The organism is Pseudomonas sp. S35, from assembly GCF_009866765.1.
Lineage (GTDB): Bacteria > Pseudomonadota > Gammaproteobacteria > Pseudomonadales > Pseudomonadaceae > Aquipseudomonas.
Genome location: NZ_CP019431.1, coordinates 2,213,844 through 2,227,039, shown reverse-complemented (window position 1 = coordinate 2,227,039; position 13,196 = coordinate 2,213,844). Strand labels below are relative to the sequence as shown.

Below are 13,196 nucleotides of genomic sequence, written 5' to 3'. Positions count from 1 at the left end.
CAATAACCACACCAAATGGCTGGGAGTCACATCATGTTCAATCCATGCTCCATTCGCAGTGTTACCTTCGCCCTCTGCGGGCTGGCCCTGCTGCAAGGCACCGCCCAAGCCCGCGACCTGACCGTGGCCTCCTGGGGCGGTGCTTACCAGGATGTTCAGCGCAAGATCTTCTTCACGCCTTACAGCCAGGCCAGCGGCAACAAGGTGATCGACGACAGCTGGGATGGCGGCATCGGGTTGCTGCGCACCCGCGCGGAAGGCGCGGACAGCGGCTGGGACGTGGTGCAGGTCGAGGCTGAAGACCTGCAACTGGGGTGCGGCGAAGGGCTGTTTGTTTCGATGGACTTCCAGCGCATCGGCGGCAAGGACAACTATATTCCCAGCGCCGTCAGCGAATGCGGCGTCGGCAGCGCGGTGTACAACTTCGTGCTGGGCTACGACACCAGCAAGGTCAGCCGCGCCCCGAAGGACTGGGCTGACTTCTTTGACACCCAGACCTTCCCCGGTAAACGAGCGCTGCGCCAGGGCCCCAAGGGTAACCTGGAGATCGCGCTGATGGCCGACGGTGTCGCGCCGGCCGATGTCTACAAGACCCTCAATACCCCGGGCGGCGTCGAGCGCGCCTTCAAGAAACTCAACACCATCAAAGACCAACTGCTGTTCTGGAAAGCCGGCGGCCAACCGATGCAATTGCTGGCATCGGGCGAAGTGAGCATGACCACCTCGTACAACGGCCGGGTGACCAATGCGATCCATCAGGACCGCAAGCCGTTCGGCCTGGTGTGGAACCAGTCACTGCAAACCATGGACAGCTGGGTGATCCTGGCCAACTCGCCGAACGTGGACAAGGCCTACGGCCTGCTCAACGTGATGGGCAAGGCCGAAAACCAGAAGCAATGGCCAAGCCTGCAACCGACCGGTATTACCTCGGTTGAAGGTATCGCCCAGACCGATCCCGCCGCCCTCGCCGACTCCCCCAGCGCGCCGCAGAACAGCGCCAATGTGCTGGCGCTCAACGACAAGTTCTGGGTCGATCGCATCGACGAGTTGAACGCCAAATGGACCGCCTGGTCGGCCCAGTAACGCAGATTGAGTACACGACATGAGCACAATCGTTCTGAATGACTCCGTGCCCGTGGTTGCCCGCAAGGATCGGGGTGCGCTCTGGCGCGCCTACGGTCTGCTGGTGCCTTTGGTGGTGTTTTTGCTGCTGACCTTCGTAGGGCCGATCGGCACTTTGCTGTGGCGCGCGGTGGCCGACACCGAGTTGCCCCAGGCCATGCCGGCCACCGCCCTCGCGGTGGCGCAATGGGACGGACGCTCGGCCCCCGATGAGCGTCTGTTCAAGCCGCTGATTGCAGACCTCAAGACCGTCGCGCCGCGTGACCTGGCGTCCGCCGCACGACGCTTGGCTTACGAGGCGCCAACCCTGCGCGCACTGCTCATGGCCGCCAAGCGCGAAGCTGGCAACCTGGAGGGCAGTACCGCGCAGATGCAACAGTTGGACCCACGCTGGCTGGATAACGCCACCTGGCAAACCTTCAAACGCGCCTCGGGGCCGGCGGGTACGTATCATTTGTTGTCCGCCGTGGACATGAAACACGACTATCAGCAAGGCCTGGTCAGCAAGGATGAAGCCGGGCTGTACCGCTCCATCCTCGGGCGCACGTTCGGCATCGCCGCCATCACCACCCTGGTCTGTGTGCTGCTGGCGTTTCCGCTGTGCGCGTATCTCGACCGCCGTACGCCGCGCACACGCAATGCCCTGCTGTTACTGATCCTGCTACCGTTCTGGACATCGATTCTGGTGCGCACCACCGCCTGGATGGTGCTGTTACAGGACCAGGGCATTGTCAATGCGATGCTGATGAAGCTCGGATGGATCAACAGCCCGTTGCACCTGCTGTACAACCGATTTGGCGTGATCCTGGCACTGGTTCACGTGATGCTGCCGTTCATGGTTTTCCCGTTGCTTGCTGCCATGTCCAGTTGCAATCGCCTGCTGGTACAGGCGGCTTACTCCATGGGTGCGCGCCCACCGCGGGTGTTTTTCCAGGTATACCTTCCACAGGTTCTCCCTGGGCTGGCGGCCGGTGCATTGATGGTCTTCATCGTCACGCTCGGTTTCTACATCACGCCCGCCTTGCTCGGTGGACCGGCCGACCAGATGATCAGCTTCTACATCGCGCAGTTCACTACCGGCACGCTGAACTGGGGCCTTGCTTCAGCGTTGGGGATGGTGCTGCTGGTGGCGACCACCCTGCTCTATCTTATCCAGGCGCATCTGGCGCGCCGCACCACAGGAGCGAAGTGATGGTTCGTAATCCAAACAGCGGGCCGGTCGCCTGGTTCGGCAACCTGGGCCTGTCGTTGAGCGGCTGGGTGGTCCTGGCTTTTTTGCTGCTGCCGATCCTGATCGTGCTGCCCCTGTCATTCAGCGACAACCGCTACATGTCATTGCCGCTGGGGCAGTTCACCCTGCACTGGTACGAGGACTTCTTTTCTTCCAGGCAATGGCTGGGGGCACTGTTCAACAGTTTTGCCATTGCCCTCGCCAGCACGGTGCTGGCAGTGGTGCTCGGCGGGCTGGCGGCATTGGGGCTGCGCCATCCGGCGATGCCGGGCAAGCGCGTGATCGAGGTGCTGCTGATCGCGCCGATGATCGTGCCGGCGGTGATCGTCGGCGTGGGCATGTACTTCGTGTTTTCCAACGCCGGCCTCACCCGCACCTACCTTGGCCTGATCCTGGCGCACACCACGCTGGCCGTACCCTTTGTGGTGGTGAACGTCGGCTCGGCATTGGGCGGGCTCAACCAGCGCTTGTTATGGGCTGCCGCGAGCATGGGCGCAACGCCGTGGATGACGTTACGCAAGGTCACCCTGCCACTGATCTCGCCAGGGCTGGTGTCGGGCGGCTTGTTCGCGTTCGCCACCTCACTGGATGAAGTGGTGGTGACGCTGTTTCTGGCCGGCCCCGATCAACGCACCCTGCCCCGCGAAATGTTCACCACCGCCCGTGAAGCGCTGAGCCCGGTGCTGCTGTCGGCCGCCACCATCATGGTGCTGTTCGCCACGCTGTTGCTGCTGTTGTCGCGCTCGGTGACCCGCCGCTCCTGAGCCCGGGGCTACAGACGCCGGTAGGTACCCGCGTGCAGTCGCTCGCTGATTTCAGCCGCAGCCGACTGCAACTCGCGCAGCATGGCGGCCGGCGGCGGCGACGGGATCGCCGCACTCGGGCCAACAATGCCGATGGTCCCGACAATCAGGTCGTTCTCGCGAAAGATCGGGCAGCACAGCGCATTGATGCCGAGGGTCACTTCACCATCAGCGTCGTCATACAGGCGCTGACGAATCAACTCCAGGCGCTGCACCAATTCATCAGGGTCATGTAAGGTCCGCTCGGTCAGGCGCGGCATCTTGCGCCGCAGCACCCGCTGCTGGCTGGCCGCGTCCGCAAACGCCAGCACCGTTCGCCCCTGGGCAGAACAGTACGGCAGCACGCGGTTACCCGGCTTCACCGAAATGCACACATTGGCCTTGGATTCGACGCACGACACCACCAGCGCCGTGTCATGGGTCGCGACCGCCAGCAACGCGGTCTGCCCGGTGGCATCGCGGATACGGGTGAGGTAAGGGTCGGCGATGGCGCGCAAGTCGAACTGCTCGCCAGCGGCCTCGCCGTAGGCCACCAGGCGAGCACCGAGCAGGTATTTTTCGCTGACAGGGTCTTGTTCGAGAATGCCGAGCTGACGCATCGAAGCCAGGTGCCGATAGGTCCTCGGCTTGGCGGTTTGCAGTTGATGAGCGAGTTCGGTCACCCCCAGCGGACGGCGCGCAGCCGTCAGCTCATCAAGCAGGCGGAAGACCATTTCCACTGATTCCAGCAGTACCGGGCCGGTGCTGGGCTTTTCGTCATCCTGTACCATGAGGTCACCTCAAGCGATAGCTGGGAAAGCCCCGATTGTATCGCTTGAAGAAACAGTTGTGTTGGTCTGCGATATCAAATGACGGACGCTTCGCCCACCGCCGAGGAAACACGCGCCGAAGGGAGTTTGACGCGAAACATCACGAACGCGCCGAGCAACGTCATGGCCGCCAGTACATACAGGCCATATTCCAAGTGCCCGCTGCTCTGTTTGACCCAACCCAGCATAAAGGGGCTGGCGTAGCCGCCGAGGTTGCCGACGGTGGCGATCAGCGCAATACCGGCTGCTGCCGCCGTACCCGTAAGCAACACCCCAGGCAGCGCCCACAGCACACAGAACCCGGCCAGACCGCCGGACATCGCCAGGCTCAGGCCCGCCAGCGACAAGACCGGCTGGTCATGGAAGTACGCCGCGATTGCCAGCCCCTGCGCAGAGGCCAGGTTGCACAAAGTGCCATGCCAGCGCCGTTCGCGGGTCTTATCCGAATGCCGGCTGACCAGCACCATCGCCACCGACGCCACCGCGAACGGGATTGCCGCGATTAGGCCGGTATGGAACAGGCCCTTGACGCCCAGCCCCTGAACAATCTGCGGCAACCAGAACGAAACGCCATAGGTACCGCACAGCAACGCGAAATTGACGTAGATCAGGCACCACAAGCTCTTGTTCACAAAGGCTGCCCGGAAGTTATGGCTGGCTCCGGCCGCCTCCTGCGCCTGACGTTGCGCCGCCAATTGCTGCACCACCCGGGCATTCTGCTCCGGGGTCAACCAGCGCACGTTGCCAGGCCGGTCATCCAGGTAGAAATACACGGCAATGCCGAGCAAAACGGCAGGTAGCCCTTCGAGCAGGAACAGCCACTGCCAGCCGGCCATGCCGCCGTAACCGGCGAAGGTCTGCATGATCCAGCCGGACAGCGGGCTGCCCAATACCCCCGCCATGGCGATGCCCAGGTTGAACCAGGCCATGCCTTGGGAACGGGCATAGGATGGAAACCAGTAGGTCATGTACAGCACGACACCGGGATAAAACCCGGCTTCCGCCATGCCCAGCAGAAAGCGCAACACATAGAAGGCGTTCGGGGTTTTGACGAACAGCATCGCGATCGACAATAGCCCCCAGGTGATCATGATGCGGGTGATCCAGAACCGCGCACCCACGCGCTGCAACACCATGTTGCTGGGGATCTCGCACAGGCAGTAGCCGATAAAAAAACACCGGCGCCAAAGCCGAAGGCCATGTCGCTCAGGCCGATGTCGGCGGCCATCTGCAGCTTGGCGAAACCGACATTGACCCGGTCCAGGAAGGCGACCAAGTACAACACGAACAGAAACGGCAGGATGCGCCAGGCGATCCGATTGTAGAGCGCGCAATCCTGCGCACTGTTGAAGGTGTTCCGGGATATGAGGTTCATCGCTGTACTCTTGTAATTGTTGTATCGGCGAGGAAAAAAGTGGGGCTCAACGGCTCAGGCGGCACTCCCCAGGATGAAGTCGGCACAACGCTCACCGATCATGATGCTCGGCGCATTGGTGTTGCCACTGACGATGGTTGGCATGATGGATGCGTCGGCCACCCGCAACCCTTGCACGCCGTGAACCCGCAGGTCCGGCCCGACCACGGCGGCGGCGTCGGTGCCCATGCGACAGGTGCCCGCCGGGTGAAACACCGTCTTGGCCACACTGCGTACGTAGTCCTCCAGGACCTCGTCAGGCACATCGTCGTGGTCCGGTAGCAGCAACATGGTGTGAACCACACTGGCCAGTGCCGGGGCCCGCAGGATTCGCCGCGCGAACTTCACCCCGGCGACCAGGGTGCGCAGGTCGTATTCGTCACTCAGGTAGTTGGCTTTGAGCGACACCTCCTGCATCGGGTCGGCGCTTTTGAGACGCAACTGGCCACGGGAACACGGGCGCAAGACACAAGGGTTGATCGAAATCCCGTGACCGCTGGGCGGCAAGCGATCGATGTCGCCGACCAGCGCCGGCACCACATGGAACTGCACGTCGGGCCGACCGCAGCCGGTGGCGTCGACAAAGGCACCGCTTTCCACCACGTTGGAGCTCAGCAGGCCGCTGCGATTGGCCAGGTATTTCAGGCCATGCCCCAATGCGTGCAGGCCGCGATCATGACCCAACAGGCTCACCGGTTTGCGTGTCTGGGCGTAGACCGAAGCACTGAGATGGTCCTGGAAATTCTCGCCGACACCCGAAGCATCGACGCGGGTGACAATGCCCATCTCGTCCAGGTGACACCGTGGCCCGATGCCGGACAGCATCAGCAGCTTGGGCGAAGCAATCGCGCCGGCGCTGACGATCACCTCGGCACGCGCGGTGAATCTGCGCGCCACGCCGTCGCGACCGGCGGCTTGCACGCCGATAACGCGCGCACCGTCGAACAGCAACTCGGTGACGTGTGTATCGGTGAGCACGTTCAGGTTCGGGTCGTTACGCAGCGGCCGCAGGTAGCTCACCGCCGAACTGGCGCGCCGACCGTGGGATGTAGTGGTCTGATAGAACCCTGCGCCCTCTTGGCGTGCGCCGTTGAAATCATCGGTGGCCGGCACCCCCGCCTCGACGGCCGCCTTTACGAAAGCACGGCTCAAGGCGTGATGGTGACGGGGGTCGCTGACGTTGAGCGGGCCCTGCTGACCGTGCAGTTCCCCCCCCAACCGGGCGTTGGATTCGCAACGGCGAAACACCGGCAGCACGTCCTGCCAGCTCCAACCCGGGCAGCCGCTGGCCTCCCAATGGTCATAGTCCTGAGCCTGGCCACGAATATAGATCATCGCGTTGACCGAACTGCCGCCGCCCAGCGTTCGTCCCTGGGGGATGTAGACCTGGCGCTGGTTGACGAAGGGTTCGGGTTCCGTGTGGTACATCCAGGTACGGCGAGTGCCATGGACCCTGATGAAGGTGCCGGGAATGTGGATATACGGGTGATTGTCGGCAGGCCCGGCCTCCAGCAGCAGCACCTGCTTGCCCGCACTCGCCAGCCGTGCGCTCAGCGCACAGCCGGCGGAGCCCGCGCCGACGACAATGTAGTCAACGGTTTTCATTGTTATTGTTCTCGATGCGTCGGGGGCTCAGCCGATCTGGCTGACGAACTTGGTGGTGAAGTAAGCGTCCAGACCTTCGCTGCCGCCTTCACTGCCGTATCCGCTGTCTTTCACACCGCCAAAAGGCGTCTCGGGCGCGGCCAGGCCGAAGTGGTTGATGGAGACCATCCCGGATTCCAACTCGTCCGCCAGCAAGGTGGCGCGCTGGATAGAACGGGTGAATGCAAACGCGGCCAGGCCGAACGGCAGGCTGTTGGCTTTCTCGATCACCTCTTCGACTGTGTCGAAACGCACGATGGAGGCAATTGGGCCAAAGGGTTCTTCGCACATGACCCGTGCGGTTTCCGGGACATCAGTCAGCACCGTGGCGGGATAGAAGAATCCAGGACCGCCTACCTCCCGACCACCCAATGCCAGATGAGCGCCCAAGGCCAGAGCGTCATCGACGTATGCCTGCACCGCGCTCACCCGGCGTGGGTTGGCCAGCGGGCCCAGTTGCGTGGCGGCGTCATGGCCATCTCCCTGCTTGATGGCCGCGCCGGCCTGGCAAAAGGCTTCGACAAACTGGTCGTATATGGAGGCCTGCACATAGAAGCGGGTCGGCGACGCGCATATCTGCCCGCCGTTACGGAACTTCAGGCCGGCACCCAGGGCCGCAACCGCTTTGACATCGACGTCGTCACACACAATGAACGGCGCGTGCCCACCCAACTCCAGGGTACAGCGCTTGAGGTACTGGCCGGCCAGGGCGCCGAGTGAGCGCCCCACGGGCACGGAGCCGGTAAAGGAGACCTTGCGAATGATGTCCGAGCGGATCAGGTAATCCGAGACTTCGGCAGGCACGCCGAATACCAGATTCAACACGCCTTCCGGTACGCCGGCGTCCTGGAAGGCACGGCACAGTTCGATGCAGGACGAAGGGGTTTCTTCCGGGCCCTTGGCAATGATCGAGCAGCCGGCCGCGAGAGCCCCGGCGATCTTGCGTACCAATTGGCTGACCGGGAAGTTCCAGGGGCTGAAAGCGGCCACCGGGCCCACCGGTTCGCGCAGCACCGTCTGACGCACACCCCGGGCACGCGGTGGAATCACCCGGCCATAGGCTCGCCGACCTTCCTCTGCGTACCAGTCGATATGGTCCCCCGCGCCGAACGCTTCCAGTTTGGCCTCGGCCAGCGGCTTGCCCTGTTCCAAGGTGATCAAGGCCGCAATTTCATCCGAGCGCTGACGCACCAGATCCGCCGCCTTGCGCAGGATTTTCGAGCGATCGTAGGCGGATGTTTTGCGCCACACCTGGAAACCACGCTGGGCCGCTGCCAGGGCGCGGTCCAGATCGGCCGTGGACGCCAGGCTCAACTTGGCAATCCGTTCACCCGTGGCGGGATTGAACACATCAGCCTGATGGGGATGGGTCCCCGAGGACCATTGACCGTCAATCAGTAGGGATTCGATAACGCGCATGTAGAAGGCCTTCAAAGGATGAGTTTTTATTTCACTGAAAGAAACATTGTTTCTCTATTCGACTCAATCCTAGGTTTTGTACAGCTTCACTGTCAAGGTCGAAAAAGCTACTTGACGATCCCTTATTGCGAGCGCTAGCTTTATCCCACAAAGAAATACAATTCCTACAAAAGAAACAAAGGAACGACCGATGAGCCTTGCCAAAGCCCTGCTTCACAATTGGAACGAACTGCCCCGCGAGACTGTGCGCAAAGGCGTCGAGCGCGTGGCTTTCCGGGGTGATGACACCCTGTGTGTGATGAACTGGCTAACTCCGGGCATGGACGTGTTTCCCCACAGCCATACCTTCGAACAGCTGGTGATCATCGTGCAGGGCCGCGTGCGCTTTCACCTGGGCGACGACGTGGTCGAAGGCGGCCCGGGCAGCATGATCCGCATTCCGGCGCATGTGATTCATTACGCAGAGCCGGTCGGCGACGAGGTGGTGATGAACTTGGATGTGTTCTCACCGATTCGCGATGACTATCGACACCTGATCGAGTACCAGGCCGCCGAGTTCGCCGAAGCCGAGCGGTCGCCAGCATGAACCGCCTGGGGTTCGCTTCACGGTTGCGTGCCGGAGAGTCGTTGATCAGCACCTTTGTCAAGACCCCCAACCATGCGGTCGTCGAGATCGCCGGTGACTGCGGGCTGGATGCGGTGGTGCTGGATGCCGAACACGCGCCCTTCGATCCGGCCAGCCTGGACCGTGGTTTGCTGGCGTGCCGCGCCGTTGATATCGCCGGACTGATCCGCGTCGCCGATGAGCGCCCCGCGACCTTGCTGCAGGCCCTTGACCTGGGAGCCGACGGGCTGGTGTTGCCGCACATCGTCAATGCCGCCCAGGCGCGCCAATTGCTGCAGGCGACGCGTTACCGCCACGGCAGCCGTGGCTTCTCCAACTCGCCAAGGGCCGGCGGCTACGGCCGTGCCAATCTGGCCGAACACATGGCTGCCGAAGATGGCCGCCACGCAATCATTGCCCAAATCGAGGACCGCGAAGCCCTCGACAACCTGGCGGCCATCGCTGCGGTCGAGCAGATCGACTGTCTGCTGGTGGGGCGTGCGGACCTGGCGGTCTCCCTGGGCGCCAGCTCACTGGACGACCCGCGCGTGGAGTCCGCCGTGAGCCGTGTATTGGAAGCCGCACAACAGGCCGGCAAGGCCGCCGGGATTTTCGTGGCCAGCAGCGAAGACCTGGCGCGCTACAGCGCCAAGGGCCTGCGCTTTTTCATTCTGGGCTCGGACCAGGCGGTGCTACGCGCCGGCTGGTCGCAACAGGCCCGTCATTTCCATGGCTTGGTGCGCTGAGCCAACCAAACAATAAGAGGTCACCTTATGAACGCCATCGTCAACCCCCCCGTCAGCGAAGAGCGCAAGGCGCACATCGACGACCTGATGCGAGGTGCTATCGATCTGCATTGTCACAGCGGCCCGTCAGTCATGCCGCGCTATTGCGACCACATTGAAGCGATGCGCGAAGCCAGCGAAGCCGGACTCAAAGCCGTGCTGCTCAAGGATCACTATTACAGCTGCACCCCCGTCACCACGCTGCTGAACAAACACTTCAGTGAGCTGAATGTGCGCATGCTGTCGGGTGTTCCGCTGAACAACGCGGTGGGCGGGCTGAACGTCCACGCCGTGGAGCATGGCTTGAAACTGGGCGCACAATTGGTGTGGATGCCGACCTTCTCTTCGGCCAACCACATTGCCCATCACCACCAGGATGCCAAGTTTACCGAGAAATTCCCTCAGACCACCCAACGCATGCTGCAACCGATCCCCTTGACTGTGCTTGACGACGACGGCCATCTCAAGGAAGAGGTCAAGGCCATCCTCGATCTGATCGCCGCTGAAGACGTGGTGCTGTCCGCCGGGCACCTGAATATCCGTGAGATCTGGCCGCTGTTTGAAGAGGCCCGCAAGCGCGGGGTCGAGCGTCTGCTGGTCAACCATCCGACCTATGTGGTGGACGCCACGCTGGACGATATGCGCCAACTGGCCAACGAGGGTGTGTTCATGGAGCACTCGATGTGCATGTGGGTACCCGGCTCGAAGTTCAAGTTCTACGACGACCAGTTCCTGCGGCAAGTGATCGAAGCCGGTACTGTCGACCTGACTATCCTCGGCTCCGATCTCGGCCAGCAAGGTAACCCCAGCATCGCCGAGGGGTTTCGCAACGTGATCGGCCAACTGCTGGACCTGGAGTACAGCGATCAAGACATTCGCAAGCTGACCTCCGGCAATGCTTCCCGCTTGATGAACCTGTGAGCAACCTCGACATGACGCGACTGACTACACGAGTAGGACAAGTCCTGCTGAAGAACCCCGTCATCTGTGGTGCCGGCGAACAGACCATGACGCGGGATGCCATTCGCGCGGCCCTGGCCAGCGGCGCAAGTGCGGTCGTGGCCAAATCCACCAACGAATCGGTGGCCGCCAAGCAACAGTTGGACAAGACCGACTATGTGCTGCTGGACGCCTGCTGGAACCGCCTGCCTTGGGATTTCTCACCGCCGCCCGACGCCAGCCTGTTCGGTCGTTCCGGGCTGGTGCAGCGCGACTTTGCCGAATGGCTGGCCGAGCTGGCGACGCTGGATGTGGAAGCACGGACCCAGGATGCCTACGTGGTGCCCAGCCTGATCCTCAGCGACCTTGAACAGTGCGCAGACTACGCGCGGCAAATCGAACAAGCGGGGCTGCGCGTGCTAGAGCTGAACATCGGCGCCCCCCACGGCGACGAAGCCGCCAAGGGCGCCATCGTCCTGGAGCGCGGCGCACAGCGCATCGAGGCCATCGTGGCGCGCATCCGCCGGGCCACCACCCTTCCCCTGTGGGTCAAGCTCACCGGGCAGAGCGAGGACGTGGTCGGGCTGGCCCAGGCCGCACGCCGCGGCGGCGCAGACAGCGTGGTGATGATGGGACGCTTCATGGGGTTCCTGCCGGACCTGGAAACGGGATTACCGCTGCTCGGCACCAGCGCCGCCATCGGAGGGGCCTGGGCGCTGCCATTGACCGCACGCTGGCTGATGATGACACGCAAGGCCATGGGTGATGACTACCCGCTGATCGCCACCAACGGCGCGCGAAATGGACTGGACGTCGCCCGTTTCCTGCTGGCAGGCGCCTGCGCCACCGAAATAACCTCCGCCGTGTTCACTGGCGGCTATGAGGTGCTGTCCCGCGCAGTCAACGAACTGGATGAGTACATGCTGCGCCGCGGACTCAGCGTGAAGCAGTTGCTGGGCAGCGCGGCGGACCAAGTGCAGACCTATCAACAACAACCCGATCGACCGGACTGGTGGAAGCACTTCGCCCCGGAGTGCCCAGGGTCTCCAGGCTGAAACGGCTTGGGCGGGAGATCACTGACAGTTGGCGATTGATGTTGCCGTGAAGAAGGGCCCAAAGGGCCCCTTCTTCAGAGTTTCACCAGGCAGAAAGTGATGGCGCCACCACAGCGGCAGAATTCCAGGGGAATTAGCCTCACTTCAGAGAGTGTGTATGTCTTGCCGATAGTCATGTAGGTCAGCGCTCTTGACGCCAGTCTCCTCGTCAGCAATCTTGCACTACTGATGAAGTTCAACAAGACAAATTGTATTCATGAATCGAATTCGTGGCTTTCACGCACATGTTTATTTCGGCGCCGAGACGTTTGAGCAAGCCCGCATTTTGTGTGAGCACGCCAGCAAGCTATTTACGTTGAAAATGGGGCGCCTGCAGACGGAGCCGGTTGGACCACACCCCGACTAGAGTTGTCAGCTGGCTTTTCGCCCCGCTGTCTTTGGAGAATTGGTTCCCTGGCTGGCGCTTAACCGAGGTGAGTTGCTCATCTTCATCCACCCCATCACCCGTAACGAATTGGCTGACCATCGCGATGCCATCTGGCAGCAGCTAATAGCGGTCGTTCAGTGGAATGTAGATTTATCATATGAGCACGTTTGCGCCCTCAACCTCGCTCCCATAGCTTCAAATTAAAAGAAACAAGCTCCTCCAGTCGCTTGCCAACAAAACTCTCTTCATGTCCCGCATGCACGGTCTTTACGGCGAGCTCGCGCAGCCGACGCAAGGAATGAATATAGTGCGCACGATCCCCACCAGGGATGTCGTCGAGGAGTTCGCCGTCGTAGATCACATCGCCTGAAAACAGAATACCAGTGCGCTTCTCGAACAGCGCGATACTGCCGGGCGAATGACCGGGCAGATGCAAGATTTCAAAATGACGATCTCCTAGGTCGAGTACATCACCATCAGCCAGCAAGTGCGTCGGCGTGGCCGGTTGCAGGCGCCAGGCGAGCGGGTCGAAACCTTCGTAGGGCAAGGCATCGATTAACAGTCGCGAGCTTTCCAGATCGGGAATATAACGAGCCAACCAATGCTCGCTTGGCAGACTAAGGCGGTCCTTCTCGCTCGGGTTGGCCAAGAGCGCAGCCTCGGCTGCATGACAGAGCCTGCAGTCGAACTCGTGCAGGCCTCCCGTGTGATCAAGGTGGCTGTGGGTGGCGACGGCGGCCAACGGCTTTTCAAATAAATCCACCGCCGCTTCACGCAGGCTTGCGATACCCATCCCGGTATCTATCAATAGATCACGCGTGCGGCCGCGCACGTGCCAGATATTGCAGCGCAGCATGGGGTGCACATGGGGTTCCCAGAGCAGCGTAATGCCATCAGATAATGTTCTGCGTTCAAACCAGCGCTGAGCAATCTTGATAGCCACG

At 61.9% G+C, this 13,196-nt stretch carries 13 protein-coding genes and 1 pseudogene; 8 read left to right on the top strand and 6 right to left on the bottom strand.

All coding sequences use genetic code 11. The annotated features are described in order from the left end of the window. Positions 1–33: 33 nt before the first annotated feature. From PspS35_RS10145 to PspS35_RS10135, 3 genes are read left to right on the top strand one after another with little or no spacing between them, the layout of a single operon-like run. Positions 34–1,083: an ABC transporter substrate-binding protein gene (locus PspS35_RS10145; protein WP_159934050.1), complete on the top strand. Its 1,050-nt coding sequence runs from the start codon at positions 34–36 to the stop codon at positions 1,081–1,083. A 19-nt stretch (positions 1,084–1,102) separates the two neighbouring features. Next, the gene (locus tag PspS35_RS10140) at positions 1,103–2,314 is read left to right on the top strand and encodes an ABC transporter permease (RefSeq protein ID WP_159934048.1); all 1,212 of its coding nucleotides are present in this window, start codon (positions 1,103–1,105) and stop codon (positions 2,312–2,314) included. Further along, a complete protein-coding gene (locus tag PspS35_RS10135; protein ID WP_159934046.1) occupies positions 2,314–3,117 on the top strand; it encodes an ABC transporter permease in 804 nt (267 codons plus the stop codon). Before PspS35_RS10140 ends, PspS35_RS10135 begins: the two co-directional genes overlap by 1 nt. Positions 3,118–3,125: 8 nt before the next feature. Here the strand turns inward: PspS35_RS10135 and PspS35_RS10130 are convergent, their stop codons facing one another. From PspS35_RS10130 to PspS35_RS10115, 5 genes are all read right to left on the bottom strand, one after another. After that, the gene (locus PspS35_RS10130; protein ID WP_159934044.1) at positions 3,126–3,926 is read right to left on the bottom strand and encodes an IclR family transcriptional regulator; all 801 of its coding nucleotides are present in this window, start codon (positions 3,924–3,926) and stop codon (positions 3,126–3,128) included. Positions 3,927–4,000: 74 nt separating this feature from the next. Further along, on the bottom strand, positions 4,001–5,101 hold the full coding sequence (locus PspS35_RS10125; protein WP_238786024.1) for an MFS transporter: 1,101 nt from the start codon (positions 5,099–5,101) through the stop codon (positions 4,001–4,003). Continuing rightward, positions 5,053–5,340, bottom strand: coding sequence for a hypothetical protein (locus tag PspS35_RS30260; RefSeq protein WP_238786022.1), 288 nt, complete (start codon positions 5,338–5,340; stop codon positions 5,053–5,055). Before PspS35_RS30260 ends, PspS35_RS10125 begins: the two co-directional genes overlap by 49 nt. 54 nt (positions 5,341–5,394) lie before the next feature. Continuing rightward, positions 5,395–6,984, bottom strand: coding sequence for an FAD-dependent oxidoreductase (locus tag PspS35_RS10120; protein WP_159934042.1), 1,590 nt, complete (start codon positions 6,982–6,984; stop codon positions 5,395–5,397). Positions 6,985–7,011: 27 nt separating this feature from the next. Continuing rightward, a complete protein-coding gene (locus PspS35_RS10115; RefSeq protein WP_159934040.1) occupies positions 7,012–8,442 on the bottom strand; it encodes an NAD-dependent succinate-semialdehyde dehydrogenase in 1,431 nt (476 codons plus the stop codon). A gap of 190 nt (positions 8,443–8,632) precedes the next feature. Between PspS35_RS10115 and PspS35_RS10110 the strand changes: the two genes are divergently transcribed. The 5 genes and pseudogenes from PspS35_RS10110 (at position 8,633) to PspS35_RS10090 (ending at position 12,456) form a co-directional block, all read left to right on the top strand. Further along, positions 8,633–9,028 (top strand): cupin domain-containing protein, encoded by a 396-nt coding sequence (locus tag PspS35_RS10110; RefSeq protein WP_159934038.1) that lies wholly within the window; start codon positions 8,633–8,635, stop codon positions 9,026–9,028. After that, positions 9,025–9,792, top strand: coding sequence for an aldolase/citrate lyase family protein (locus PspS35_RS10105; RefSeq protein ID WP_159934036.1), 768 nt, complete (start codon positions 9,025–9,027; stop codon positions 9,790–9,792). The genes PspS35_RS10110 and PspS35_RS10105 overlap by 4 nt, the downstream gene beginning before the upstream one ends. A gap of 27 nt (positions 9,793–9,819) precedes the next feature. After that, positions 9,820–10,752 carry a DUF6282 family protein gene (locus tag PspS35_RS10100; protein ID WP_159934034.1) on the top strand — a complete coding sequence of 311 codons (933 nt, stop codon included), beginning with the start codon at positions 9,820–9,822 and terminating at the stop codon, positions 10,750–10,752. Positions 10,753–10,763: 11 nt separating this feature from the next. Then, entirely contained in the window at positions 10,764–11,825 is a 1,062-nt protein-coding gene (locus tag PspS35_RS10095; RefSeq protein WP_159934032.1) for a dihydroorotate dehydrogenase, read from the top strand. A 256-nt stretch (positions 11,826–12,081) separates the two neighbouring features. Continuing rightward, positions 12,082–12,456 (top strand): annotated as a pseudogene (locus PspS35_RS10090) (DOPA 4,5-dioxygenase family protein). On the opposite strand, the gene PspS35_RS10085 reads toward PspS35_RS10090, so the two are convergent. Next, a complete protein-coding gene (locus PspS35_RS10085) occupies positions 12,428–13,195 on the bottom strand; it encodes an MBL fold metallo-hydrolase (RefSeq protein WP_238786020.1) in 768 nt (255 codons plus the stop codon). The pseudogene PspS35_RS10090 and the gene PspS35_RS10085 overlap by 29 nt on opposite strands. Between the last annotated feature and the right edge of the window lies 1 nt (position 13,196).

What these genes read in the sequence shown, in the direction of transcription:
- PspS35_RS10140 (WP_159934048.1), top strand. Translation starts at nt 1,103, where the DNA reads ATGAGCACAATCGTTCTGAATGACTCCGTGCCCGTGGTTGCCCGCAAG.
- PspS35_RS10130 (WP_159934044.1), bottom strand. Translation starts at nt 3,926, where the DNA reads ATGGTACAGGATGACGAAAAGCCCAGCACCGGCCCGGTACTGCTGGAA.
- PspS35_RS10100 (WP_159934034.1), top strand. Translation starts at nt 9,820, where the DNA reads ATGAACGCCATCGTCAACCCCCCCGTCAGCGAAGAGCGCAAGGCGCAC.
- PspS35_RS10110 (WP_159934038.1), top strand. Translation starts at nt 8,633, where the DNA reads ATGAGCCTTGCCAAAGCCCTGCTTCACAATTGGAACGAACTGCCCCGC.
- PspS35_RS30260 (WP_238786022.1), bottom strand. Translation starts at nt 5,340, where the DNA reads ATGAACCTCATATCCCGGAACACCTTCAACAGTGCGCAGGATTGCGCG.
- PspS35_RS10095 (WP_159934032.1), top strand. Translation starts at nt 10,764, where the DNA reads ATGACGCGACTGACTACACGAGTAGGACAAGTCCTGCTGAAGAACCCC.
- PspS35_RS10115 (WP_159934040.1), bottom strand. Translation starts at nt 8,442, where the DNA reads ATGCGCGTTATCGAATCCCTACTGATTGACGGTCAATGGTCCTCGGGG.
- PspS35_RS10120 (WP_159934042.1), bottom strand. Translation starts at nt 6,984, where the DNA reads ATGAAAACCGTTGACTACATTGTCGTCGGCGCGGGCTCCGCCGGCTGT.
- PspS35_RS10135 (WP_159934046.1), top strand. Translation starts at nt 2,314, where the DNA reads ATGGTTCGTAATCCAAACAGCGGGCCGGTCGCCTGGTTCGGCAACCTG.
- PspS35_RS10105 (WP_159934036.1), top strand. Translation starts at nt 9,025, where the DNA reads ATGAACCGCCTGGGGTTCGCTTCACGGTTGCGTGCCGGAGAGTCGTTG.
- PspS35_RS10125 (WP_238786024.1), bottom strand. Translation starts at nt 5,101, where the DNA reads ATGGTGTTGCAGCGCGTGGGTGCGCGGTTCTGGATCACCCGCATCATG.
- PspS35_RS10145 (WP_159934050.1), top strand. Translation starts at nt 34, where the DNA reads ATGTTCAATCCATGCTCCATTCGCAGTGTTACCTTCGCCCTCTGCGGG.